General features: G+C 74.0%; 17 protein-coding genes and 1 pseudogene. 5 read left to right on the forward strand and 13 right to left on the reverse strand.

The features are described from left to right. Positions 1-33: 33 nt before the first annotated feature. Positions 34-2,706 carry an ATP-dependent DNA helicase gene (locus tag ACZ6S8_RS11030; protein ID WP_469454509.1) on the reverse strand — a complete coding sequence of 891 codons (2,673 nt, stop codon included), beginning with the start codon at positions 2,704-2,706 and terminating at the stop codon, positions 34-36. A gap of 82 nt (positions 2,707-2,788) precedes the next feature. Further along, a complete protein-coding gene (locus ACZ6S8_RS11035; protein WP_469454511.1) occupies positions 2,789-3,106 on the reverse strand; it encodes an ArsR/SmtB family transcription factor in 318 nt (105 codons plus the stop codon). A gap of 129 nt (positions 3,107-3,235) precedes the next feature. On the opposite strand from ACZ6S8_RS11035, the gene ACZ6S8_RS11040 reads away from it, so the two are divergent. Together ACZ6S8_RS11040 and ACZ6S8_RS11045 are read left to right on the forward strand one after the other, a co-directional pair. Continuing rightward, positions 3,236-4,141 carry an alpha/beta fold hydrolase gene (locus tag ACZ6S8_RS11040; protein ID WP_469454513.1) on the forward strand — a complete coding sequence of 302 codons (906 nt, stop codon included), beginning with the start codon at positions 3,236-3,238 and terminating at the stop codon, positions 4,139-4,141. A 198-nt stretch (positions 4,142-4,339) separates the two neighbouring features. Then, positions 4,340-5,410, forward strand: coding sequence for a C40 family peptidase (locus ACZ6S8_RS11045; protein ID WP_469454515.1), 1,071 nt, complete (start codon positions 4,340-4,342; stop codon positions 5,408-5,410). A gap of 29 nt (positions 5,411-5,439) precedes the next feature. Here the strand turns inward: ACZ6S8_RS11045 and ACZ6S8_RS11050 are convergent, their stop codons facing one another. The 3 genes from ACZ6S8_RS11050 to ACZ6S8_RS11060 all read right to left on the reverse strand — a co-directional run bounded on the left by ACZ6S8_RS11050 (position 5,440) and on the right by ACZ6S8_RS11060 (position 8,710). After that, positions 5,440-6,552 carry an alpha/beta hydrolase gene (locus tag ACZ6S8_RS11050; protein ID WP_469454516.1) on the reverse strand — a complete coding sequence of 371 codons (1,113 nt, stop codon included), beginning with the start codon at positions 6,550-6,552 and terminating at the stop codon, positions 5,440-5,442. A 152-nt stretch (positions 6,553-6,704) separates the two neighbouring features. After that, positions 6,705-7,397, reverse strand: a complete 693-nt coding sequence (locus ACZ6S8_RS11055) for a LuxR C-terminal-related transcriptional regulator (protein WP_469454518.1) — start codon at positions 7,395-7,397, stop codon at positions 6,705-6,707. Between the two features lie 11 nt (positions 7,398-7,408). Next, on the reverse strand, positions 7,409-8,710 hold the full coding sequence (locus ACZ6S8_RS11060; RefSeq protein ID WP_469454520.1) for an ATP-binding protein: 1,302 nt from the start codon (positions 8,708-8,710) through the stop codon (positions 7,409-7,411). Between the two features lie 131 nt (positions 8,711-8,841). On the opposite strand from ACZ6S8_RS11060, the gene ACZ6S8_RS11065 reads away from it, so the two are divergent. Both ACZ6S8_RS11065 and ACZ6S8_RS11070 read left to right on the forward strand, forming a co-directional pair. Beyond that, positions 8,842-10,146, forward strand: a complete 1,305-nt coding sequence (locus ACZ6S8_RS11065) for a PspC domain-containing protein (protein ID WP_469454522.1) — start codon at positions 8,842-8,844, stop codon at positions 10,144-10,146. Continuing rightward, positions 10,133-10,357: a hypothetical protein gene (locus ACZ6S8_RS11070; protein WP_469454524.1), complete on the forward strand. Its 225-nt coding sequence runs from the start codon at positions 10,133-10,135 to the stop codon at positions 10,355-10,357. The genes ACZ6S8_RS11065 and ACZ6S8_RS11070 overlap by 14 nt, the downstream gene beginning before the upstream one ends. Here ACZ6S8_RS11070 and ACZ6S8_RS11075 read toward each other — a convergent pair. The 4 genes from ACZ6S8_RS11075 to guaA all read right to left on the reverse strand — a co-directional run bounded on the left by ACZ6S8_RS11075 (position 10,303) and on the right by guaA (position 14,807). Then, entirely contained in the window at positions 10,303-10,815 is a 513-nt protein-coding gene (locus tag ACZ6S8_RS11075; protein ID WP_469454525.1) for a DoxX family protein, read from the reverse strand. The genes ACZ6S8_RS11070 and ACZ6S8_RS11075 overlap by 55 nt on opposite strands. Positions 10,816-10,833: 18 nt before the next feature. Further along, entirely contained in the window at positions 10,834-12,090 is a 1,257-nt protein-coding gene (locus tag ACZ6S8_RS11080; protein ID WP_469454527.1) for a hypothetical protein, read from the reverse strand. 102 nt (positions 12,091-12,192) lie between these two features. After that, positions 12,193-13,059 carry a class II aldolase/adducin family protein gene (locus ACZ6S8_RS11085; RefSeq protein WP_469454528.1) on the reverse strand — a complete coding sequence of 289 codons (867 nt, stop codon included), beginning with the start codon at positions 13,057-13,059 and terminating at the stop codon, positions 12,193-12,195. 161 nt (positions 13,060-13,220) lie between these two features. Then, positions 13,221-14,807 (reverse strand): glutamine-hydrolyzing GMP synthase, encoded by a 1,587-nt coding sequence (gene guaA / locus ACZ6S8_RS11090; RefSeq protein ID WP_469454530.1) that lies wholly within the window; start codon positions 14,805-14,807, stop codon positions 13,221-13,223. Positions 14,808-15,103: 296 nt separating this feature from the next. Between guaA and ACZ6S8_RS11095 the strand changes: the two are divergent. After that, positions 15,104-15,385: pseudogene (locus ACZ6S8_RS11095) on the forward strand (chorismate mutase); the annotation flags it as partial. 502 nt (positions 15,386-15,887) lie between these two features. Here ACZ6S8_RS11095 and ACZ6S8_RS11100 read toward each other — a convergent pair. The 4 genes from ACZ6S8_RS11100 to ACZ6S8_RS11115 form a co-directional block, all read right to left on the reverse strand. After that, positions 15,888-17,687 carry a GMC oxidoreductase gene (locus ACZ6S8_RS11100; RefSeq protein WP_469454532.1) on the reverse strand — a complete coding sequence of 600 codons (1,800 nt, stop codon included), beginning with the start codon at positions 17,685-17,687 and terminating at the stop codon, positions 15,888-15,890. 10 nt (positions 17,688-17,697) lie between these two features. After that, positions 17,698-19,329: a succinic semialdehyde dehydrogenase gene (locus ACZ6S8_RS11105; RefSeq protein ID WP_469454534.1), complete on the reverse strand. Its 1,632-nt coding sequence runs from the start codon at positions 19,327-19,329 to the stop codon at positions 17,698-17,700. Positions 19,330-19,472: 143 nt separating this feature from the next. After that, positions 19,473-21,149, reverse strand: a complete 1,677-nt coding sequence (locus ACZ6S8_RS11110; RefSeq protein WP_469454535.1) for a protein kinase domain-containing protein — start codon at positions 21,147-21,149, stop codon at positions 19,473-19,475. Between the two features lie 125 nt (positions 21,150-21,274). Next, the gene (locus tag ACZ6S8_RS11115; RefSeq protein WP_469454537.1) at positions 21,275-24,343 is read right to left on the reverse strand and encodes a protein kinase; all 3,069 of its coding nucleotides are present in this window, start codon (positions 24,341-24,343) and stop codon (positions 21,275-21,277) included. Positions 24,344-24,376: the final 33 nt, after the last annotated feature.

The following is a 24,376-nucleotide window of genomic DNA, read 5'->3' on the forward strand; positions in this document are numbered from 1 at the left end:
CCGCGAGGCGGCGGGGTCCCGTGGTCCCGCGTCCTACAGCTTCTGCACCGGCGCGTACCGCAGCAGCAGCCGCTTCGGCTTGTCGTCCCCGAAGTCGATGGTGGCCTGCGCGTCCGCGCCCGCTCCCTTGACCTCCATGACGGTCCCGAGCCCGAACTGGTCGTGCGTGACCCGGTCCCCGACCACCAGCGCGACGACCGGCTTGTCCGTCGCCCGGCGCGTGGCGAAGCCGGAGGGGCCCGACTTCGTGCGCGACGAGGACAGGAACGACTCGGGCGAGGTTCCGAACGTCGCCTTGCCGCCGCCGGAGCCCGAGCCGTATCCCGATCCCGACCCGTAGCCGGAACTGCGCATGGGACCGGCCGGCTTCTGCGAGGCACCGGTGCGCTTCCACGTCAGGTACTCGGCCGGGATCTCCTCCAGGAACCGCGACGGCGGGTTGTAGGAGGGCGTCCCCCACGCGCTGCGCATCGAGGAACGGGTCAGGTACAGCCGCTCCCGGGCGCGCGTGATCCCGACGTACGCGAGGCGGCGCTCCTCCTCCAGCTCCTTGGTCTGGCCGAGCGCGCGCATGTGCGGGAAGACCCCGTCCTCCATGCCGGTCAGGAAGACCACCGGGAATTCGAGGCCCTTGGCGGTGTGCAGGGTCATCAGCGTGATGACGCCCGAGCCGTCCGTCTCCTCGTCCGGGATCTGGTCGGAGTCGGCGACGAGCGCGACCTGCTCCAGGAACTGGGCGAGGGTCCCGGGTCCGGCGGCCGCGGCCGCCGCGTCACCCGCGTCGACACCGTCCTCGTCGACACCGTCCGCGTAGACACCGTCCGCGCCGGCAGCGTCCGCGCCGTCCGTTCCCGCACCGCCGGGGGCGGCATCCTGAGCGGCGGCGGCCCCGTCCGCTGCGGCCTCGGCCTCGGCCTCGGCCGCCGCGGCCTCGCGCGCCTGCTCGAACTCCAGCGCCACCGCCGCCAGCTCCTGGAGGTTCTCGATCCGCGTCTCGTCCTGCGGGTCGGTCGACGCCTGGAGCTCGGCGAGGTACCCCGTACGCTCCAGCACCGCCTCCAGCACGACCGCCGGGCCCGCGCCGGAGTCGACGATCGTACGGAGCTCCTCCATCAGCACGTTGAAGCGCTTCACCGCGTTCGTCGAGCGCGCCGCCATGCCGAAGGCCTCGTCCACGCGCCGCAGCGCCTGCGGGAAGGTGATCTTCTCGCGCATCGCGAGCGCGTCGATCATCGCCTCGGCGCGGTCGCCGATGCCGCGCTTGGGCACGTTCAGGATCCGGCGGAGCGGGACGTTGTCCTCGGGGTTCGCGAGGACGCGCAGGTACGCGAGGACGTCGCGCACCTCCTTGCGCTCGTAGAAGCGGACGCCGCCGACGACCTTGTAGGGCAGCCCGACCCGGATGAAGATCTCCTCGAACACGCGCGACTGCGCGTTCGTCCGGTAGAAGATCGCGACGTCGCCGGCCTTGGCGTCGCCCGCGTCCGTCAGCCGGTCGATCTCGTCCGCGACGAACTGCGCCTCGTCGTGCTCGGTGTCCGCGACGTAGCCGGTGATCACCGCGCCGGTGCCGGCCTCGGTCCACAGGTTCTTGGCGCGGCGGTTCTCGTTGCGCTCGATGACCGCGTTGGCCGCGGAGAGGATCGTCTGCGTGGAGCGGTAGTTCTGCTCCAGCAGGATCGTCGTCGCGTCCTGGTAGTCCTCCTCGAACTGGAGGATGTTGCGGATGGTCGCGCCGCGGAAGGCGTAGATCGACTGGTCGGCGTCACCCACCACGCACAGCTCGGCGGGCGGCAGGTCCGGGTAGCCGGTGCCGACCAGCTCGCGCACCAGCGTGTACTGGGCGTGGTTCGTGTCCTGGTACTCGTCGACGAGGACGTGCCGGAAGCGGCGCCGGTAGTGCTCGGCGACGTCCGGGAAGGCCTGGAGCAGGTGGACGGTGGTCATGATGATGTCGTCGAAGTCGAGCGCGTTGGCCTCGCGCAGCCGCCCTTGGTACATCGCGTACGCCTGGGCCAGGGTCTTCTCGAAACCGTCGGCGGCCTGGTCGGCGAAGGCTTCCTCGTCGATCAGCTCGTTCTTCAGGTTGGAGACCTTGGCGTTGAAGGCCTTCGGCGGGAACTTCTTCGGGTCCAGGTCGAGGTCGCGGCAGACGAGCGCCATCAGCCGCTTGGAGTCGGCCGCGTCGTAGATCGAGAACGAGGACGTGAAGCCGAGGCGCTTGGACTCGCGGCGCAGGATGCGCACGCACGCGCTGTGGAAGGTGGACACCCACATGGCGTTGGCGCGCGGGCCGACGAGGCCCTCGACGCGCTCCTTCATCTCGCCGGCGGCCTTGTTGGTGAAGGTGATCGCCAGGATCTGGCCGGGGTGGACCTGCCGCGCCGACAGCAGGTGCCCGATGCGGTGGGTCAGCACCCGGGTCTTGCCGGAGCCCGCGCCGGCCACGATGAGCAGCGGGGAGCCCGCGTGCACCACGGCGGCCTTCTGCTCGGTGTTGAGGCCTTCGAGGAGCGTCGCCGGGTCGATGACGGGCCTGGGGGCGCCGTCCCGGTAGTACGCGTCCCCGGTCAGGGGCATGTCGAACCGGCCCCCGAAGAGATCGTCCGCGCCCGCTTCCGGGGCGGCGTGCTCCTCGGGCGGCGGGGGGACCTCGTCGGAGGGGGTGAAGTCCGCCAGGAAACTGTCGTCAAAGAGGCTGCTCATCGCCATCCGAGTCTAGGGGGCCGGACCGACAGCCGGCCCCGGGCCCGGAAAATCGCGGAATCCGGCTCCGGAGCGGCGCCCGCTACGCCCCGGTGTCCTTGAGGACGAGCTCCAGCAGCCCGGGGAAGCGGGACTCCAGGTCGTCGCGGCGCAGCACGAGGAAGAGCTTGCGGCCGCGGGGCCGCTGGCAGATGACCCCGCTCTCGCGCAGCGCCTTGAGGTGGTGGGTGACGCTCGACCTGGGCAGGTCCGGCACGACCTCTCCGCAGAAGGCCTCCTCGCCGGAGGCCAGCCTGCGGACGATCTCCAGCCGGACGGGGTGGCCCAGCGCCGCGAGCACCTCGACCAGTGCGATGCGGTCGGCGGCGGGGTGGGCCGGTTCGGCGGCGGTGAGGGCCATGGGCCCACTGTACGGAAATCCCGTACGGATCGGCCACCACCCCTGTCACACCGTTCGAAAATCTCGTACAGTCGCCCCATCGTACGAAAACTTCGTACGGTCATTCCGCCGAGGACACCAGGACGCCCCATGCCCGCGCACTCCCCCCTCCCGCTCGACGACGCCTCCCTCGCCGCCTCCCTCGACGGCGGGTTCACCAGCCACCGCGCCGAGGTCAACGGCACCCGCCTGCACTTCGTGGACAGCGGCCCCGAGAGCGCCGGAGAGCCCCTCGTCCTCCTGGGCGGCTGGCCCCAGACCTGGTGGCAGTGGCACAAGGTGATGCCGGCCCTGGCCCGGCGCCACCGGGTGATCGCGGTCGACCTGCGCGGCATGGGCGGCTCCGACAAGCCCGTCGGCGGGTACGACAAGAAGACGATGGCCGCGGACGTCCACGCGCTCCTCGGCCACCTGTCCCTCGCCTCGGCGCACTTCGCCGGGCACGACATCGGCGCGATGGTCGCCTACGCCCACGCCGCCAACCACCCCGCGGCGACCCGCCGCGTCGCCCTCCTCGACGTGGCCCACCCCGACGAGGACTGGGCCCGGATGACCCTGCTCCCCCAGCCCGGGGCCACCCACCTGTGGTGGTTCGCCCTCAACCAGGTGCACGGCCTGCCCGAGCAGCTCCTCGCCGGCCGCTACCACCACCTCCTGGACTGGCTGTTCGCCCACGGCGCCGCCGACCCGGCCGCCGTCGACGCGCACTCCCGCGCCGTGTACGCCCGCGCGTACGACGCCCCGGACGCGATCCGGGCCGGAAACGACTGGTACCGGACCTTCGGGCAGGACATCGCCGACCTCGCCTCGTACACCCCGGTGACCGGCCCGCTGCTCGCCCTCGGCGGCGAGCACAGCAACTACGAGCTGCTCACCCGCGCCGTCCCGGCACTGGGCACCGACACCCGGGTCGTCCGCGTCGACGGCAGCGGCCACTACCTCCCGGAGGAGCGGCCGGAGGCCGTCGTCGCCGAGCTGACTCGATTCTTCGGCTGATCACACCGGTGCCGGACCGGCCGTGGTCAGAATCCTCACCGCCGCCCTTCGGCGCCGATCCGCTCCGGTCCCGAGCGGCCGCATCCGGTCGCATCAGGCCACTTGTGATCACCCGTCATCTGCCCGTTACCTCCGGGTCTAGCGTCCTCCTCCAGCAAGCACCGACAGAGCACCGACGAGGAAGGACGTGAGGCCCGCGTGGCCAGTCACCGAAAGCCCAGGCAGCGCCCGTTCTCCGGCGGCACCGTACGGACCGCCGCCACCCTCGCCCTCGCGGGCGCTGCCACCGCCACCGCGTTCGAAGGCACCTCCCAGGCCGACCCCCGGCCCACCCCCGCCCAGGTCGAGGCGGAGGTGAACCGGCTCTACGAGGAGGCCGAGGCCGCGACCGAGCGGTACAACGGGGCGAAGGAACAGGCGGACGAGGCCGAGCGGGCGCTGACCGGCCTGCGCGACGAGACCGCCCGCAGGACCGACCGGCTCAACACCGCCCGCGGCGCGCTCGGCACCCTGGCCGCCACCCAGTACCGCGGCGGCTCCCTGGGCACCGCCGTACGGCTCGCGCTGGCGGCCGACCCGAAGCAGTACCTCGCCCAGGCCGCCTTCATCGCCCGCGCCGGCGACCGCAACGCCGCCGGGATCACCGCCGTGCGCCGCGGGCTGGACGAGGTCGGCAAACTGCGGACGCAGGCCGCCGGGAGGGCCTCCGACCTGCGGGTCAAGCGGGACGAACTCGCGGGGCACAAGGCCGAGATCGAGGCCAAGCTCGCCGCCGCCAGGCAGCAGCTGGCCAAGCTCACCGCCGAGGAACGCGCGGCCTACGAGGCGCGCACGGCCGCCGCCTCCGCCCCCGCCGCCGCCCCTTCCGCGGCCGCGGCCCCCGTACCCGCGCGGCGCGCGGACCCGGCGCCGTCCGACGGTTCGCGCGCCGCCCGCGCCGTGGCCTTCGCGTACGGGGCGATCGGCAAGCCGTACGTCTGGGGCGCGACGGGCCCGGGATCCTTCGACTGCTCGGGGCTGACCCAGGCGGCCTGGAAGTCGGCCGGCGTCGCGCTCCCCCGCACCACGTACACCCAGATCAACGCCGGCCGCCGCGTCTCCCGCGACCAGCTGGCCCCCGGCGACCTGGTGTTCTTCTACTCCGGCATCACGCACGTCGGCCTGTACATCGGCAACGGCCAGATGATCCACGCGCCGCGACCGGGCTCGACCGTCCGGGTCGCCCCGCTCGACTCGATGCCGTGGGCCGGCGCCTCGCGCCCCGCCTAGCCTGGCGCCGTACTCGTCCCGTTACGGCGTCACGGCGCCTTGACCTGCGTGGTCAGCCAGCCGAAGGTCTGCGGCAGCTGCTTGGACCACGATTCGAGGTTGTGGCCGCCGGTCACCTTCTCCGCGTGCACCACGGTCGGGCTCTTCGCGGCGCCCTTGAGGTCCATGCCGGACAGGTAGCCGTCGTTCTGGGCCCCGGACATCCACAGGGACACCGCGGGCGGCGTCGGCGCCGCCTTCAGCAGGTTCAGCAGGTTGTGGGTGCGGCGCAGCTCCGGGTCCTGGGCGACCAGCGAGGACGGCTCCTGGCCCGGGTCGTTGTACCCGGACAGCGAGACGGCGGCGGCGTAGCGGTCGGGGTGGGCGATGGCCAGCTTGGCGGCGCAGTACGCGCCGGCCGAGTAACCGGCCACGCCCCAGGTGCGCGCCTCGTCCGACGCCCGGAAGTTGTCGACGACCATCTTGCGGACGTCGACGCTGAACCAGCTGTCCGCGTTGACCTTGCCGGGGAGGTTGGCGCAGCCGGTGTCGCCGTTGCCGAGCAGCATGGCGCGCGGCGAGACGAGGATGAACGGCTGCACCGTGCCGTTCTTCATCAGCGGCTCCAGCACCTCGTGCGCCTTGAGCCCCTGGAACCAGGACTTGCCCGTCCCCGGGATGCCGGGGATCAGCTCGACCACCGGGAACTTCTTGTCCTTGTAGGCCGGGTCGTCGTACTGCGGCGGCAGCCACACCAGCACGTCGCCCTTGACCCCGGAGACCTTCCCGTCGAGCTCGGTCTTCTGCACCCGGCCGCCGAGGCCGTCCACCGGCTGGAACTGCTGGCGGACCTTCGGCGCCTCCTGCACCTCCCGCGCCTTCTTCCCGCCGAGCCCGTCCGGGCCCAGGTCGGGGGCGGCGGTGACGTACTTCCCGGTGCCGAGCAGGTCGCCCCAGGAGGTGTAGAAGTTCATGTCCCGGTTGATGCCTATGAACACCAGGGCGACGGCGGTGGCCTGCGCGAAGACGAGCATCGTGCCGCGGGTGGCGACGCGCACGGCGGCAGGGCCGCGCACCCTGCTCCACACGGCCAGCGGCAGGACGACGGCGATCACGGTCAGCGCGACCGCCGCCGCGAAGAGGGGGGTCCCCGTCAGGCTCATCACGCCATCAAAGAGGGCGGCGCCGCGCCTTCCGGTTGCCCACTCCCCCTGCGGGGTGGATCACACGCACCGGGACGGCCCGGCGGATCGGCCGGGCCCGGCGGGCCGGACCGGCCCCGTCCCGGCCGGGCCCCCGGTCCCCGGTCCGCGGATCAGACCAGCCGGCGGGCCGTGGCCCAGCGGGTCAGCTCGTGCCGGTTGGACAGCTGGAGCTTCCTGAGCACCGCCGAGACGTGCGACTCGACCGTCTTCACCGAGATGAAGAGCTGCTTGGCGATCTCCTTGTACGCGTACCCGCGCGCGATCAGCCGCAGCACCTCGCGCTCCCGCTGCGTGAGCCGGTCCAGGTCCTCGTCCACCGGCGGCGCGTCCGTCGAGGCGAACGCGTCGAGCACGAAGCCCGCCAGCCGTGGCGAGAACACCGCGTCGCCCTCCTGCACGCGGAAGACGGAGTTCACCAGGTCGGAGCCGGTGATGGTCTTGGTGACGTAGCCGCGCGCGCCGCCCCGGATGACCCCGATGACGTCCTCGGCGGCGTCCGACACCGACAGCGCGAGGAAGCGCACCGGGTTCTCGACGGCCCCCATCAGCGGGGCGCAGCGCCGCAGCACCTCGACGCCCCCGCCGCCGGGGAGGTGCACGTCGAGCAGGACCACCTCGGGCCGGGTGGCGGTGATGACGGTGACGGCCTGGTCGACGTCGGCCGCCTCGCCGACGACCTCGACGCCGGTGCGGTCGGTCTCGCCGATCTCGGCCTGCACGCCGGTGCGGAACATGCGGTGGTCGTCGACGAGGACCACCCGGACCCGCCTGGTCGGTGCCGTTCCCGTGCTCTCGTCGGACATGCTGCCTCCGGTCATCCTGCGTTCGCCGCCCTCTCCATCTCCAGCTCGACCTCGGTGCCGCCGTCGGGAGCGGACCGCAGCCGCGCGGTCCCGCCGTTGCGCTGCATCCGGCCGATGATCGATTCTCGTACGCCCATGCGGTCGTCCGGTACCGCGTCGAGGTCGAAGCCGGGCCCGCGGTCCCGTACGGACACGAACACCGTCTGCCCCTCCACCTCGGCGTAGACCTGCACCGGCCCGCCCTCGCCACCGTACTTGGCGGCGTTGACCATCGCCTCGCGCGCGGCCTGGACCTGCGCCGCCAGCCTCTCGTCCAGCGGGCAGTCGCCGACGACGACGACCTCGATGGGCACCCCGTGGTGGTCCTCCACCTCGGCGGCGGTCTTCTTCACGGCCTCCGCCAGCGTGGTGGGCTCCTCGGCCTCGTCCTTGCCGGTGCCCTCGGGCTTGTACAGCCAGTTCCGCAGCTCGCGCTCCTGGGCCCGGGCCAGGCGGCGCACCTCGCCGGCGTCCTCCGCGTTCCGCTGGATCAGGGTGAGGGTGTGCAGCACCGAGTCGTGGACGTGGGCGGCGACCTCGGCGCGCTCCTGGGCGCGGATGCGCATCAGCCGTTCCTCGGACAGGTCCTGGGTCATCCGGATCAGCCAGGGTCCGGCGAGGAGGGCGACGCCGACGAGGACGGCGAGGGTGGCCGTCAGGACGTTGCCCAGCTGGGCCGCCGATCCCCGGACGACGATGAAGACGGTCAGGCCCACGCCGACGAGGACGACGCCGGCGAGCGCCCGGGCGGTCTGGAGCAGGCGGGCGTGCCGTCCGGCGGCGGCGTTCCAGTGGGCGCGGCGGGCGTTGTCGGCCTGGCGCCACACGAGGACCACGCCGGCGCCGACGAGCAGCGTCGGCCACACGTACCGGCCGGACTCGCCGCCGAGCTGGACCTTGGAGATGAAGATGCCGGCCCCGATGAACAGGGCGATCAGCGCGGTGACCTGCCCGCGGTCGGGCTTGCGCAGCCGGCGGGTGCCGTCGGCGCAGGTCTCCCAGAGCGAGCCGTTCGCGGTCCGGCCGCCGACGCCGAGCGGTACGAACACCCAGAACGCGGCGTACAGCAGGACGCCGAGGCCGTCCCCGAACATGAACAGGCCGAGGAACGCCAGCCGGACCCAGATCACGGGCAGCCCGAGGTGGCCGGCGAGCCCGCGCGCGACCCCGCCGAGCATCCGGCCGTCGGCGCTGCGGTAGAGCCTGCGCGTCGGTGCGGGCTCGGGCAGGGGTTCCGATGCGTGCGGGGTGCGGGGTGCGGCGGCTGCGGGCATGTCACTGATGGTCACACGGGCGCGGGGGGCCCGGCATCAGGGCATCCCCCCAGTTCCGTCGGGGGGATATCAGGGTTGCGCCAGGGTCGGGCCGGGTGCCGCGGGGCGCCGCGGCCCGTCACCATGGACGCATGACCGAAGTACACGACGCCCCGCCGGCGGACCCCGCGGCCGCACCGCCCCCTGCGGTCCGGCCGCCCCTGCGCCGCGCCCGGCGCGACAAGGTCCTCGCGGGCGTGTGCGAGGGGCTGGGCCGGCACTTCGACCTGGACCCGGTGGTCTTCCGGATCTTCCTCGGCGTCCTCGCGGTCACCGGCGGCGTCGGCCTGATCTTCTACGGGTTCGCGTGGCTGCTGCTCCCGCTGGAGGGCGAGGAGGAGAGCGAGGCGAAGAAGCTGCTGACCGGCCGGGTCGAGGGCGCCACGCTCGCGGCGGTGTTCGCCGCGCTGGTGGGCTGCGCGCTGTTCCTGTCGATGCTGGACAACGGCGAGATGGCGGTCTTCTCGATCCTGGTCATCCTGGCGCTGGGCGTCGCCTCGTACTGGTCCCAGCGGCGCCGGGTCGCCGCTCCCGAGGCGGAGGCCCCCGCCTCGCACCGGCCGGCGCACTCGCCGGCCCCGCCGGAGACGAAGGCGCCGCCCGCCCCCGGCGGCCCGTCGTGGTGGCGGGACCCGCTGGTCAAGGACGGCACCACCGGCCCGGTCGGCGCGACGGGGTACCTGTGGGGGCCCGACGACGAAGTCGTCGGCGCCCGGAGCGGCGCCCCGGCGGCGCCGGCCGCGCCCTCCGTCCCGGTCCGTCCGCGCGGCGGCATCGGCGGCCGGGTGTTCGTCCTGGCCGTGCTGGCGGGGGCCGGGTCCGCGTCCTCCGTGTGGGAGGGCGGCACGATGACCCACGCCCTGCAGATCGGTCTGGCGTCGGCCCTGGCCGTGTTCGGCCTGGGGCTCGCGGTCAGCTCCTTCAAGGGCCGTACGGGCTTCGGCACCGTCCTCCTCGCCCTCGTCACCGCCGGGCTGCTGGCGGGCGCGTCGGCGCTGCCCGCCGAGATCGGCACGGACTGGCGCCGGGTCGACTGGCGGCCGGCCGCGGTGGCCGACGTACGGCCCTCGTACGCGGCGGGCACCGGGCTCGCCACGCTGGACCTGAGCCGGCTGGACGTGCCGAAGGGCGCCACCGTGGCGGTCCGCGCCTCGCTGGACGCGGGCCGGCTGAAGGTGATCGTGCCGCGGGAGGTGACGGCCGTGGCCGACGTGTCGGTCCGGTTCGGCGACATCCACCTGCCCGGTGAGACCAGCCGGGACTTCCGTGTCCGCCGCGGCGGCGAGACCCTGGGGGCGACGCTGCCCCCCTCCCCCGGCACCGAGGCCGGCGGGACGATCGAGCTGCACCTGGACACGGGTGTGGGACAGGTGGAGGTGGCCCGTGCGGCGTCATGAATTCCAGCCGGGCCGGCTCCTGGCGGGCCTCGTCCTGATCGCCGCGGGCGTGCTCTACCTGCTCGACGCGACCGGCCGGGCCGATCTGCCGTGGTTCCTGGTCATCCCGATGGCCGCGGGCGGGCTGTCGCTTGCCGCACTGCTCGGGATGGTGACCTACGCCGTGCGCAGGGACCGCCGTGAGCGGATCAGCGCGTCGAGCGACCAGTAGGGGGCTCCGGCGATGATCAGCGGGGTCCAGGCCATCAGGTAGACCAGGTCGTTGCCGTAGTAGTACGGGGACACGGCCCACGACACCGTCAGCCAGAGGCTGAGCGCGATCAGCGCTCCGCCGAGGGCCGCGATCCGGGTCAGCAGGCCGGCCAGGACCCCGAGGCCGACGAGGAGTTCCCCGAGGGCGATGACCGTCCCGAAGGCCACGGGGGCCTCCAGCGCCATGTCGACCATGGCCGGGATGGCGGAACTGTCGCGCACGGCGCGCATCTGGTCGCCGATGGAGCCGTCGCCGGTGGCGGCGAGGAACGCGGAATCGGTCAGCTTGTCCAGGCCGGCGTAGACGAAGGTCACGCCGAGGAAGATCCGCAGGGGCAGCAGCGCGTACCGGGCCGCGCGCTCCTTCAGCGGGGAGGGCTTCGACGGGGCGACGTCAAGTACATCGGTTCGATTCACGCGACATGTGTACCCCGATCACTCGGCCACGTCGATGGTGCAGCGGTTGGATTCCACTCCTGCGGCGGTCACCACTTGGACGTCCACGCGCCCCGGTTCCACTTCCGCGGGGACCGGCACCGTCAGCACGGCGTCCGAGGGGTTGGTGAACCCACCCGCCACCGGGACCAGCGGCACGTGCACGTGCACCGCCCCGATCCGTACGACCAGCCGGGCCAGCATCTCCGGGGTCTGCGCCCCGGGCGGCACGAAACCCACCCCGCGGATCTCGATGTCGTCCCCGGGGCGGACGGCGGCGTCCAGGTCCCCGGGCTCCCGTCTGCGCACCACCGACAGCACGAGCGGGCGGCTGCCCTCCGCGTACTTGGCCGCCAGGTAGACGGCGGCCGACAGCGCCACCAGCAGGGCCAGTGCCCACGGCAGCCGGGGCAGCCGGTCCGGGAAGCGGGCCAGCGACACCGCCGCGTGGACCAGCACCACCGCCGAGACCAGGACGTACTGCGCGTCGGGGAAGGAGCCGCGCCCCGCGTCGTCGGTCAGCAGGTCCGCCCCGCGCGGCCGGTCCGCGGGCAGCTTCTGCAGCCGCTGGCCCATGATGCGTACGGCGACCACCCGGCGGACCAGGACGGCCACCGTCGAGGTCAGAGCGACGACCGCCAGCAGCGGCAGCGCGCCCTCCAGGGCGAACCCCGCGTACAGGGCCTGCCGCTCGGGGCCGGGCACCGACGCCGCGAGCCGCAGCGCGGGCAGCAGCACGGCGAACGCGGCCAGCACCACCCAGGCGCTCGGGACGGCCTTGGAGGTGGAGAGCCGGTTGTCCTCGCCGACGAGCGGCGCCAGCAGTCCGCCGCGGACGGACTGGGCGCGCGCCGCGACGGTGAGCAGCCCCGCGAGCAGCAGGGCCGCCAGCAGTCCGGCGGTGCGCGCGGTGGACCATCCGGTGCCGAGCGCGGCGGCGACCTGGACCAGCAGCAGGACGCCGGCGACGATCCAGACGGCGAGCACGGCCCGCCGGGAGAACAGGTACAGCCAGGAATTGCCGGCCTCCCGGCCCCGGTCGGCGACGGTGCGGGCCGACAGGGTCAGCTCGTCGGAGACCCACTGCCGGGACGCGCCGAGGGAGTGGGCGACGGCGGCCGGCACGCCGTGGCCGGCGGCGAACTCGTCCCGCTTCTCCAGGAACGCGGCGACGGCGCGCCGGTGGCCTTCCCGTGCGCACTCCTCACAGGCGCAGGCGGTGGTGTGGGTGCTTCGGGAGACCTCTTGGACAGCCACGTGCGTGCCGCCTCTCTGAACTACGGTGCAATGCCAGCGAATTGTGCACCACTGCGGCAGTGCTCCGGATTGCGCACGATGTCAGAGCAGGTGATGAGCAGTTCATGATGTTGACGCCACCGGTCGCGGGGCCGTCTGGCGCAACGGCTGGTAGTTCGCCCAGGCGGCCAGATCGGACCCGAACCGCTCGCGCATCAGCACCGCACCGCGGTGGTCGACGGGCACCGGCTTCCCGGCCGCCCGCGCGGTCAGCTGCACCTGCGCCGCCCGCTCGGCGGCGACGAACCACCAGACGGCGGCGTCAACCGTGTCACCGACCGTCAGCAGTCCGCGGTTGCGCAGGATCAGCGCCTTGTACGGTCCCAGCGCCCGCCCGATGCGGTGCGGGTCCTCGGCCGCGGAGCACTCGTCGAGGAGCGCGTGGTCCCCGTAGAAGGCGCAGGCCTCCTGGGTGATCGGGGCCAGCAGTTCGCCGAGCGCGGCCAGCGCGCCGCCGTACGGGCCGCGGGTGCGGACGACGGCCACCGCCCCGGGGCGCTCCCGGTGGACGGCCGCGTGCACGGCGAAGGCCAGACCGTTGACGCGGCGCCCGCCCTGGAGCACCCGTCCGTCCCCGTCGACCAGCAGCAGGTCGTCGGGGGTCAGCGTGGCGAAGGCCCGGCCGAAGGGGTTCACCCAGTAGCAGTCGTCGAACTCCGGGTCCCGGGCGCTGACGTGCCCGGCCACCCCGTCCTCGTACCCGAGGGCGCCCAGCAGCCGCAGTGCCTCGGCGAGGCGTTCCTTGCGGTACGCGCGTTCGTCGGCGGGGTCGGCGTGCCCGGGCGGCATGTCGAAGCGCAGCCGGTCCACCGGCACCGGACCGGGGCGCGTCCCGGGCACCGGACCGGGGCGCGCGTCCGGCACCGGGCCCGGCCGCGTGCCGGGCGCCCGGCCGGGCCGCACGTCCGCCGCCGCCGTCTCGTCGGCCATCGCTCGCTCTCCTCGTCGGTCGTCCGCGTTCCGCCGCTCGTCGGCGCAAGGTACTGGCCGCCGCGCGAGGAGAACAGGGCCGCGCACCGGCGAAAACGAAGGCGCCGCCGCTCAGCCAGGCTGAGCGGCGGCGCCTTCGTCGTACGCGGGTCAGGACCCGGTCACTCCCACTCGATGGTGCCCGGGGGCTTGCTCGTGCAGTCGAGGACCACGCGGTTCACGTCCGGCACCTCGTTGGTGATCCGGGTGGAGATCCGGGCGAGCACCTCGTACGGCATGCGCGTCCAGTCCGCGGTCATGGCGTCCTCGGAGGAGACGGGGCGCAGCACGATCGGGTGGCCGTAGGTGCGGCCGTCGCCCTGGACGCCGACGCTGCGGACGTCCGCGAGCAGGACGACCGGGCACTGCCAGATCTCGCGGTCCAGACCGGCGGCGGTGAGCTCGTGGCGGGCGATGGCGTCGGCCTCGCGCAGCAGGTCCAGGCGCTCGCGCGTGACCTCGCCGACGATGCGGATGCCGAGGCCGGGGCCGGGGAAGGGCTGGCGCTGGACGATCTCGTCCGGCAGGCCCAGCTCCTGGCCGACCATCCGGACCTCGTCCTTGAACAGCTGGCGCAGCGGCTCGACGAGCTCGAACTCGATGTCGTCGGGCAGGCCGCCCACGTTGTGGTGGGACTTGATGTTCGCGGTGCCGGTGCCGCCGCCGGACTCGACGACGTCCGGGTACAGGGTGCCCTGCACCAGGAAGGCCACGTCCGCGCCGCCCTCGGCGATGATCTCGGCCTGCGCCTGCTCGAAGACGCGGATGAACTCGCGGCCGATGATCTTGCGCTTGGTCTCCGGGTCGGAGACGCCGGCCAGCGCGTTCAGGAAGCGCTCCTGCGCGTCGACGACCTTCAGCTGGACGCCGGTGGCCGCGACGAAGTCCTTCTCGACCTGCTCGGTCTCGCCCTTGCGCATCAGGCCGTGGTCGACGTAGACGCAGGTGAGCTGCGAGCCGATGGCCTTCTGGACGAGCGCCGCGGCGACCGCGGAGTCCACGCCGCCGGAGAGGCCGCAGATGGCGCGCTTGTCGCCGACCTGCTCGCGGATGGCGGCGACCTGCTCCTCGACGATGTTGCCGGTGGTCCAGGTGGGGGCCAGGCCGGCGCCGCGGTAGAGGAAGTGCTCCAGGATCTGCTGGCCGTGCGTGGAGTGCATGACCTCGGGGTGGTACTGGACCCCGTACAGCTTCTTCTCGTCGTTCTCGAAGGCCGCGACCGGGACGACGCCGGTGGACGCGGTGACCGTGAAGCCCTCGGGGGCGGCGGAGCACGCGTCGCCGTGGGACATCCACACCGACTGGTTGTCGGGGGTGCCCTCGAAGAGGGTGGAGCCGGACTTGGAGACGGCCAGCGGGGTGCGGCCGTACTCGCGGGCGCCGGTGTTGTCGACCTGGCCGCCGAGGGTGACCGCCATCAGCTGGAAGCCGTAGCACATGCCGAAGACGGGGACGCCGGCCTCGAACAGGGCGCGGTCGATGGTGGGCGCGCCGTCCTCGTACACGGAGGAGGGGCCGCCGGAGAGGATGATCGCCTTGGGGTCCTTGGCCAGCATCTCGGCCACCGGCATCGTGCTGGGGACGATCTCGCTGTAGACCCGTGCCTCGCGGACGCGGCGGGCGATGAGCTGGGCGTACTGGGCGCCGAAGTCGACGACGAGAACCGTGTCCGGGGCGCTGTCTTGGGCGGCGGAGGGTGCTTCTGGCACGGGGCGGCCTTCCGGCGGAAGAGGTGGCTGTTTTGTCGATTCTAACGGGGGACCCGGGCCCCTCTTCGTCTCACCATCCGAACCGGCTTGGCCTCAACGGGGACGGAAGGTCATAATCCGTTCCATGCGCGAGCAGCTGAGCTTCCTCTTTACCTATGGCACCGGTCGGTCCGGTCGCCATGGGTCCTCGTGATGCTCGCTTGAGCCGCTGACTTCCCAGAGAGCGCCCCGGTCCGACAGGACCGGGGCGCTCCTGCGTTCCCGCTCCTGCCGGCCGCGTCCACCCCGCGAACCACAGCCACAGGAGATCCGCCATGACCACGACGACCACCACCCCCGAGCAGCTGATCGCCGACTCCCGCACCCGCATCGACGCCCTCGACGACCGCATCATCGGGCTGATCCAGGAGCGGATGGCCGTCTCCACGGTCATCCAGGAGGCCCGGATCACCTCCGGCGGCCGCCGGGTGCACCTGTCCCGCGAGATGGAGGTGCTCTCGCACTGGAGCAGCGCGCTGGGCAAGCCCGGCACCACCCTGGCGATGACCCTGCTGGAGCTGTGCCGGGGCCGGGTCTGACGCCCGCGGCCGCGAACCCGTGTCACGCCCGTTCGTCACCCGTCCGGACCGTGACCGGCCCCGCGGCCCTTCGTTGGTGAGGGTGGCCGCGCCAGCCAGGCGCGGGACCGCAGCACCACGCGTGGCTCCGCCGGAGCGATGAGACGCACGCCCCGTGGAGCGTGTGTCGTGGGACCTCGCTCCTCAGCGTGACCGGACGGCAGGGGACAGCAGCCCGGTCCGTGACGGGACGGCCGGTCCGGGGGACGCCCCGGGCCGGCCGTTCCGCGTGTGCGGCCCCGCCCCGCCCCGGCCGGCCGCCCCGAGCCCGGGTAGGCCCCCCTCCCCCGACGGCCCGCCCTTCACCGTGTGACGGACGCCACGGACCGGGAGCGCTGGTTCCGGTACAACCATCCGTGCGGGCCACGTGTCACCACATGCGTGCGGGGACTGCGCTCGGAGGGGGAGCGCAGTCCCCGCCCGTACGTGCGTCGCCGCGCGTCCCGCCGGCCGCGCGTTCCCGCTACGGCGCCTCCGGCTTCGCCGGCACCTCGGGGATCCCGAGGAACGGCAGCCGCAGCGCCCCGAAGGCCTCCTTCGGCACCGCCGGGCTGACCGGTTCCACCGCGGGGAGGCGGACGTACGCCGCTCCCTGCTCCGGCCGTGCGTCCTGCTCGCCCTTGTTCGGCCAGTACGACATCGCCCGCTCCGCCTGCGCCGTGATCGTCAGCGACGGGTTGACCCCGAGGTTGGCGGAGACGGCCGAGCCGTCCACCACCGAAATGCCCGGATGTCCGTAGAGCCGGTGGTACGGGTCGACGACGCCTTCCTGCTCCGACGCCCCGATCGGGCAGCCGCCGAGGAAGTGCGCGGTGAGCGGGGTGCCCATCAGCTCGCCGATGTTGCTGCCCGCGAAGCCGTTGATCTCCTCCGCCAGCAGGGACGCCGCCCTCGTGGCCTCCGCGATCTGGACCGGGTTGGGGGCGCCGTGGCCCTGTCGGGCGGTGAGCAGGCCCTTGCCGATGCCGCCCGGCTTGCGGTAGGTCGTGAGGGAGTTGTCGAGCGACTGCATGACCAGGCCGATGATCGTGCGCTCGGACCAGCGCCGGTTCGACAGCGAGCGCGCCATCTGGAGGGGGTGGCGCGCAGTCCGGGCGAACCAGGCCCGGACCCGGTGCCGGGCGTAGGGCACCTGGAGGATCGTCATGAACCCCATCGCGTTGGAACCCTTGCCGTAGCGGACGGGCTCGATGTGGGTGTCGGCGTCGGGGTGGACCGAGGAGGTGATCGCCACGCCGTGGGTGAAGTCGGCGCGGCGGTCCGCGCCGTGCCGCCTGCGGTAGCGGCGGTCGTCGGTCTGCGCGCCGACCAGGCCCTCGGAGTTGGTCCGGGTCAGCTCGCCGAGCCGCTCCGACAGGCGCGGCAGCTCCCCGCGGTCCTTCATGGTGTGCAGCAGGGTCTGGGTGCCGTACGTCCCCGCCGCCACGACCACGTACGCGGCGCGCAGCACCTTCGCCCGGCCGCCGCGGCGGCGGTCGGTGGGGACCGTGCGGACGCGGTAGCCGCCCTCGGGGTCCTCGGAGAGCGCGGTGACGGTGGTCATCGGGTGGATGACGGCGCCCGCGCGCTCGGCGAGGTGCAGGTAGTTCTCGTTCAGGGTGTTCTTCGCGCCGTGCCGGCAGCCGGTCATGCACTCGCCGCACTCGGTGCAGGCGCTGCGGGCGGGTCCGGCGCCGCCGAAGTACGGGTCGGCGGCCTCCTCGCCGGGCCTGGCCCGGGCGGTGCCCGCGCCCTGCTCGCCGTTCTCGCCGTCCTTGCCGTCGCCGAAGAAGACGCCGACGGGCGCCATGTGGAAGGAGTCCCCGACGCCCATCTGCTCGGCGACGGCCTTCAGGTGGACGTCGGAGGCGGTCATGGTCGGGTTCAGGCGCACCCCGAGCATCCGCTTGGCCTGGTCGTAGTAGGGGGCGAGCTCGCTGCGCCAGTCGGTGATGGACGCCCACTGCCGGTCCTCGAAGAAGGCGGCGGGCGGCACGTAGAGGGTGTTGGCGTAGTTGAGCGAGCCGCCGCCGACCCCGGCGCCGGCCAGCACCATGACGTTGCCGAGCAGGTGGATGCGCTGGATCCCGTACAGCCCGAGGGCCGGGGCCCACAGGTAGTTGCGCAGGTCCCAGCTGTTCTTCGGCAGGCTCTCGCGGGTGAACCGGCGTCCTGCCTCCAGGACGCCGACCCGGTACCCCTTCTCGGTCAGGCGCAGGGCCGAGACCGACCCGCCGAACCCGGATCCGATGACGATGACGTCGTAGTCGTACGCGTGCGACACGGCTGGGCCCCTAACGCAGTCGGAGTGCCTTCATGACCTGGAGGCTGCGGGTCATGAACGCCGCGTACTTCTCGTCGTCCATGCCCAGCGAGGGCGCCATCGGCAGCAGCCGCTGGTGGGCGACGGTCTGGGCCTCGGTGTACTTGAGGATGCCCTCGGAGCCGTGGCGGCGGCCGAGGCCGGAGTCCTTCATGCCGCCCATGGGGGCCTGGGCGCTGCCGTAGGCGGGGGCGTAGCCCTCGTTGATGTTGACGGTGCCGGTGCGCAGGCGGGCGGCGACGGCGTGGCCGCGGCGGGCGTCCTTGGTCCACACGCTGGAGTTGAGGCCGTAGGCGGTGGCGTTGGCCTGGGCGATGACCTCGTCCTCGTCGGTGAAGCGGTAGACGGAGACGACCGGTCCGAAGGTCTCCTCGCCGCACACGGCCATGGGCGACTCGACGCCGTCGAGGATGGTGGGCTCGTAGAAGAGGGGGCCGATGTCGGGGCGGGCGGTGCCGCCGGCGACGAGGACGGCGCCCTTGGCGACGGCCTCGTCGACGTGCCGCTGGACGGTCTCCAGCTGGCGCGTCCCGACCAGCGAGCCCATGTCGGCGCCGTAGGCGAGGGAGCTGCCCAGGCGCATGGCCTTCGTGCGGGCGGCGAAGCGCTGGACGAACGTGTCGGCGATCGAGGCGTGGACGTACAGCCGCTCGATGGAGATGCACAGCTGGCCGGCGGAGGAGAAGCAGGCGCGGACGGCGCCGGCGGCGGCCTTCTCCACGTCGGCGTCGTGCAGGACGAGCATGGCGTTCTTGCCGCCGAGTTCGAGGGAGACCCCGACGAGGCGGTCGGCGGCGCCCCGGGCGACCTCGCGGCCGGTGCGGGTGGAGCCGGTGAAGGAGACGTAGTCGGCGTGCCGGACGACCTCCGGGCCGACGACGGGTCCCTCGCCGAGGACGATCTGGAAGACCTCGGCGGGCAGCCCGGCCTCGATGAGCAGGTCGCGGGCCCACAGGGCGGTGAGCGCGGTCTCCGTGTCGGGCTTCATGACGAGCGCGTTGCCGGAGACGAAGGCGGGCAGCGCGTCGCCGACCGACAGCTCCAGGGGGTAGTTCCAGGGGGCGATCTGGCCGACGACGCCGCGCGGCTGGCGCAGCTCGGTGACCTTGGTGAGGGTGGGCATCGCACCGGTGTGGCCCTTGGGGCGCAGGTACGAGGGGGCCTTGCGGCCGTAGTGGCGGGCGGCGACGGCGACCGCCTGGACCTCCTCGTGGGCGTGCAGGCGGGCCTTGCCGGTCTCCAGCTGGATGAGGTCGAGGACCTCGGCCTGCCGGGCGAGGACCAGGTCGTGGAAGCGCAGCAGCACCGCGGCCCGCTTGCGTACGGGGACGGCGGCCCAGGCGGGCTGTGCGGCGCGGGCCCGGTCGAAGGCCTCCGCGACGTCCTCGGGGGTGGCCTCGGGGAGCTCGGCCAGCCGGTCCCCGGTGAACGGGGTGTGGTTGGCGGTCCGGCCGGAGCCGATGATGCCGCGGGTCAGCCGGGCGACCAGATCGGGGGTGACCACGTCGGCGGCGGTGCGGACGCCCGCCGGGGCCGGGGCGACCGGGTTGGTGGGCTGCGGTGCGGCGCGGAGGGGGGCGGCGGGGGCCTGCGAGTCCGTCATGGCGGTGAGCGTATTGCGCCCGCGGGCCTTTGGGTACCCGTGGGTAACCGGATTTTGGGTTTTCCGCCAGTGATCGCTGGCACGATCGCTGCGTTTGGCGGGATCACCACCCGTACGGCGGGATCACCAGCCGTCCGACGGGATCAGCGCCCCTTGGCGGGCGGCGCCCAGCCGCTGAGCACCGTGTCGAACTGCTGGCGGGTCGTGCTCCACCCGGCGGCGGGGCTCGACATGTAGATCGCGTACTCGACCTCGTCGGGCGCGATGTACATCTGCTCGATGGCCCGGCGCGGACCCGCGTGCGTTCCCTTCTCGGTGTACGTGAACTCCCAGAGCGCGGACCGCTGGCTGTCACGGAAGGTGTTCGGCTTCAGCAACAGCTGCTTGTAGTCCGTCCGCTTCTGCACCTGCTTCTCCAGGTCGAGCAGGTGCGCGTACGCGTCCCGGTAGTCCGGCGTGGTGTCCACGGCGATCCGGATGAAGTGCTTCCCGTTGTCCGGGGTGTAGTCGATCTGGTTGCCGTCCATCTGGCGCGTCCAGCCCTCCGGGACGAAGAGGGTGAACCCGGTGGGATCGGTGACCTTGTTCCAGCCGGCCGGCGGCTCGGCGGGTTCCTGGACCCGCGGGTCGCCGGCCGGGTTCTGCTGGTCGGGGACGCTCGCGTTCTTGTCCGCGCCGCCGTCCTTGCCGGTGTCGCCGTCACCGGTGAACTTCAGCACCCCGAAGACACCGCCGCCACCGAGCAGCGCCGCCACCAGGGCGACCGCCGCCGCGCGCCGGACGCGGCCCTTGGCCCCGCCGCCGGGATCGGACCGGTCCGGGAGGGTGGCCGTCGCGGCGGCGCCCCCCGAGGGGCCCTGCGGGGGCCGGGCGGCGTGCGCACCGTCGTGCGCCCCGCTCTCCGGGCGGTGGTCGGGCCGGTCCTGCGCCGGGGCCAGTTCCTCGCTGGTCACCGCGCGCGTGGGGACGTACGCCTGCGCCGCCTTCGGCTGCCGGCCCTCCATCGCCTCCAGCAGCATCCGCTCGGTCTCCGCGGCCGAGGGCCGCTCGGCCGGGTCCTTGCGCAGCAGGGCCGTGATGACCGGCCCCAGGGCGCCGGACTGGCGCTGCGGCGGCGGCTCGTCGTTGACCACGGCCTGGAGGCTGGAGATCGGCGAGGTGCGGCGGAACGGCGAGCGCGCCTCGACGGCCGTGTACAGGGTGGCGCCCAGCGACCACAGGTCCGACGACGGGTCGGGGGCCCCGCCGGTGACCCGCTCGGGTGCCAGGTAGTCGATGGAGCCGACGATCTCGCCGGTGCGCGTGATGGAGGAGTCGCCCTCGATCGCCGCGATGCCGAAGTCCGTGAGCAGCACCCGGCCGTCCTTGGCCAGCAGCACGTTGCCCGGCTTCACGTCCCGGTGCAGGACGCCGACCGCGTGCGCGGCGCGCAGCGCGCCCAGGACGTGCAGCCCGATCCGGGCCGCCTCGCCCGGCTCGATCCGGCCGGCGGCCTTGGCCGCCTCCGCCAGGGACGGGCCGTCGATGTACTCCATGACGATCCACGGCCGGTCGTCGTGCTCCAGCACGTCGTGCACGGTGACGACCGCGGGGTGCTGGATGCGGGCCGCGGCCCGGGCCTCCTTCTGCGTCCGGGCGTGCAGGACCTCCCGGTCGGCCTGGGCCACGTACAGACCCGCCGTCAGCTCCTTGACCGCGACGGTCCTGTGGAGCAGCTCGTCATGAGCGCGCCACACCTTGCCCATGCCACCGCTGCCGATCGGCTCGATGAGCCGGTACCGGCCCGCGAGCACGGTGCCCCCACCTGTCTGCTGTTCCACGAAACCTCGCCGCTCTCTGCACTTCAGGACAGGTTACGGAGCGCACGGGCGCTGCCGGAACCGCCCGGGCGCCCAGAGACAGCACTGTGACGCAATCGCCGTACTGACCGGCCGTCAGGAATCCCTCAACCGCCCGCCCGGTAACTCGCCGTGGCCTTCTCGAAGACCTCGGTGACCTTGCCCGACTCGTCCTCCGGACCGGTGACGATGACGACGTGGTAACTGCCGCCGAGGGCGACGACGAAGTTGCGCGCGAAGACGTTGCGGCCGTTGCCGTCGATCCACGTGTACCGGGCGGTGACCCTGAGCTGCTGGCCCACCGTGGTCTTCTTGATGTCGCCGACGGAGGACCAGGTGGAGCTGCGGTACGGGTTGAGTTCCGGCTCCTTGTCCTTCTGGTACGCCTCCGGGTCCGGGTTGCCCTGGACCTTGTCCCGGCCGGGCACGACGGTGAGGACGAACTGCCCCTCCGTGAAGCGCACCTGGCCGGCCTCGTTGATGCCGTTGCGGTCCCAGCCCTCGGGCACCGCGATCTGGAAGTGCTCCGGATCCTGCTGGACGGTGTAGCCGGGCGGCGCCGGCACGGTCGGCGCCGCCGACGGGGGCGGGGTCGTCGTCTGGGGCGCCGGCTTCGACTCGGGCGTGCCGGCGGGCGTCTGCGACGGGCCCTGACTCTGCTTCTGGGGGGTCGGGCCGGCGCCGGCCCGCCCGTCCTGCTCACCGGCCCGGGGCATGAAGAGCATCGCGTACGCCACCGCCCCGGCGAGCAGGGCCAGCACCCCGACGAGCAGCGTCCGGCCGAGGGAGCGGGGCGCGCGGGAGCCCGCGGGATTGCGGTGCCTGCCGTGGAGTTCGCCGCGGCGGCGCACGACGGGCAGCCGCGCGGGGTCGGGTTCGGCCATCGGCAGGATCCCGAAGCCGGCCTCCGGCTCGGGGGCGGAGCGCACGAGCGAGCGGAGCCAGCCGCGCAGCTCCTCGAAGTCGGGGCGCTCGGTGGGGTCCTGACGCAGCAGCGACTCGACGATCGGGCGCAGCGCGCCGCACTCCTCCGCGAAGGCCGGCGGCTCCGCGCAGACCATCTCGACCAGTTCGGCGACGCTGTCCTCGGGGTACGGGGCGTGCCCCTGCACGGCGCGGTACAGCAGCGCACCGAGGGCCCAGAGGTCGGTGGCCGGGCCGACGGGGGCGGCCAGCTGCCAGTGGCCGTGCACCGGACCGGCCTGTTCGGGGGCCCACCGCTCGGTGACGGCCCCGACGACGGCCATCCGCGTCTGCCGGGCCCGCTCGGCGTCCAGCCCGGTGCGCGGGCCGTCCCAGCCGGGCCGCGGGGCGGGGCCGCCCGGGACGGGCTGTCCCGGCGGCGCGGTCCGGCCCGGGCCGGGGGCCGGGGCCGGCTGCGGCCGCGCGCCCCAGCTGCCGGCCCGGGCGGGCCGGGGCGGTCCGGCGCTCCGGACGGCACGGCTCGGCTCCGGGGAGCCCGCCGCCGGCGGTCCGTCCCCGTCCGGGGCGTCGGCCTGCCGGTACCCCTGCGGCAGCGCGAGCCGCGCGGGCAGCGGCGCCCCGGGGTGCGCCTGCGGGGCGGCCGGCGGCTGCGGGGTGCTCTGCGTCCGGGGGGCCGGCGGGTACGGCTCGGTGCGGTGCTCCGGGTACGGCTGCGCGTGCGGCTGCGCCGGCGGGGCCGGGTACGCCTCGGGGCGCGGGGCCGGGTACGGCTCCTGTCGCCCGGCCGCTCCCGGGTCGGCCGGGGCGTACGGCTCGGGACCGGCCTCCGGGCGCGGGGCGGCGCCCGCCTCGGGCGCGGCGGGGTCCGGGGCCGGGGCCGGGGCGGCGGCCGGGTCCGCCGGGCGGCCGGGTCCCGGCGGGAGCGCCTGACGGCGCGGGGTGGCCCCGTGCCAGGGGGCGCGGGTGCCGGCGGCTCCGATGGCGCCGGTCTCCGGGCCGCCGTACGGGTACGAGTACCCCTGCGGGAGGTTCGACCCCTCGGGCCGCGCCTCCTCGACGGCCTTGCGCTGCTCGGTGACCCGGGCGGCGGCGGCCTGCGCCCCGGCCCGGTAGGCGGCGATGGCGCCGGCGCGCGCGGCGGCCTTCAACTCGGGCCGCTCGTCCGGACGTTCGGGACGCACGGGGCGCTCGGGACCGTCGGGGGTGATGTGGTCGGTGTAGCGCGGACCCGTGTCGTACCCGGGGGCCACGAGCGGCGCGTACGCGGCGGCGGGCGGACCCGGCCGCGCCGCGGGCGGCACGGGCGCGTCCGGACCGGCGTAGGGGCCGGTGCCCGGACCGGCGTACGGACCCTCGGCCCCGTACGGACCCTCGGCCGTGTACGAGCCCTCGGCCGCGTCCGGACCGGCGTACGGGCCGGCCGTCGCGTCCCGGCCGGCCGTCGGGTAGGGGTCGGCGGAACCCGCGCCCGGGCCCGCCGCCGGACCGGCGAACACCTCCAGCCCCGCACCGGGCTGCCCGGAACCCCCACCGGGGTGCGGTCCGGCCGCCGGGCCCTGGTGCGGCAGCGGCCACGGCCCGGCCGCCTGCCCGGGAATCCCGGCGTCCGTGCCGGGAGCGGCGTACGGCCCCGGGGGCGGGCTCTGACCCCACCCCGCCTCGGCGCCGAACGCGGGTCGCGGGACCGGGTCGTACCCGCACAGGGCCTCCTCGGCGGCGCCCGCCGCGAGCCCGGTCAGCACGACGCGCCCGTCGTCGCAGACCAGCACGGTCCGCACGGTGATGTTGCGGTGCGTCCACCCGTGCGCGTGCAGCACCCGCAGCGCGGTCAGCACGTCCGACGCCACCTCGGCCGCCCGGTACGCGCTCAGCGGCTCGTCCGCTATCAGTGCGGCCAGCGGCCTGGCCGGGACCAGTTCGCTCACTATCCAGAGCGAACCGCCCTCGGCGAACACGTCGAAGACCTGGTCCAGCCGGGGGTGGTCCGGAATCGCGGCAGCCGCCTGCGCCGCCTCGATGGCGCGCCGGACGGCGGGCAGTTCGGCCACCCCGCCGCGGCCGGGCGTCGGGGTGACCCGGTTGCCGTCCAGCAGCTCGGCGTCCACGACCTCGGGCAACGGCACCTGCCGTACGAGCACTTCCTGCCCGCTGCGCGTGTCGAAGGCCCGGGTCTCGACCAGCTCGTACTCGTCCGACGGCGGCAACGGCAGACGGTAGCGGTGGGCCAGGATCCGGCCCGCGTACTCCTCCACATCGCCTCCCCCGAGTGCGGCGGCCCCCCATGG

Source organism: Streptomyces sp. NPDC048461, from assembly GCF_055587105.1.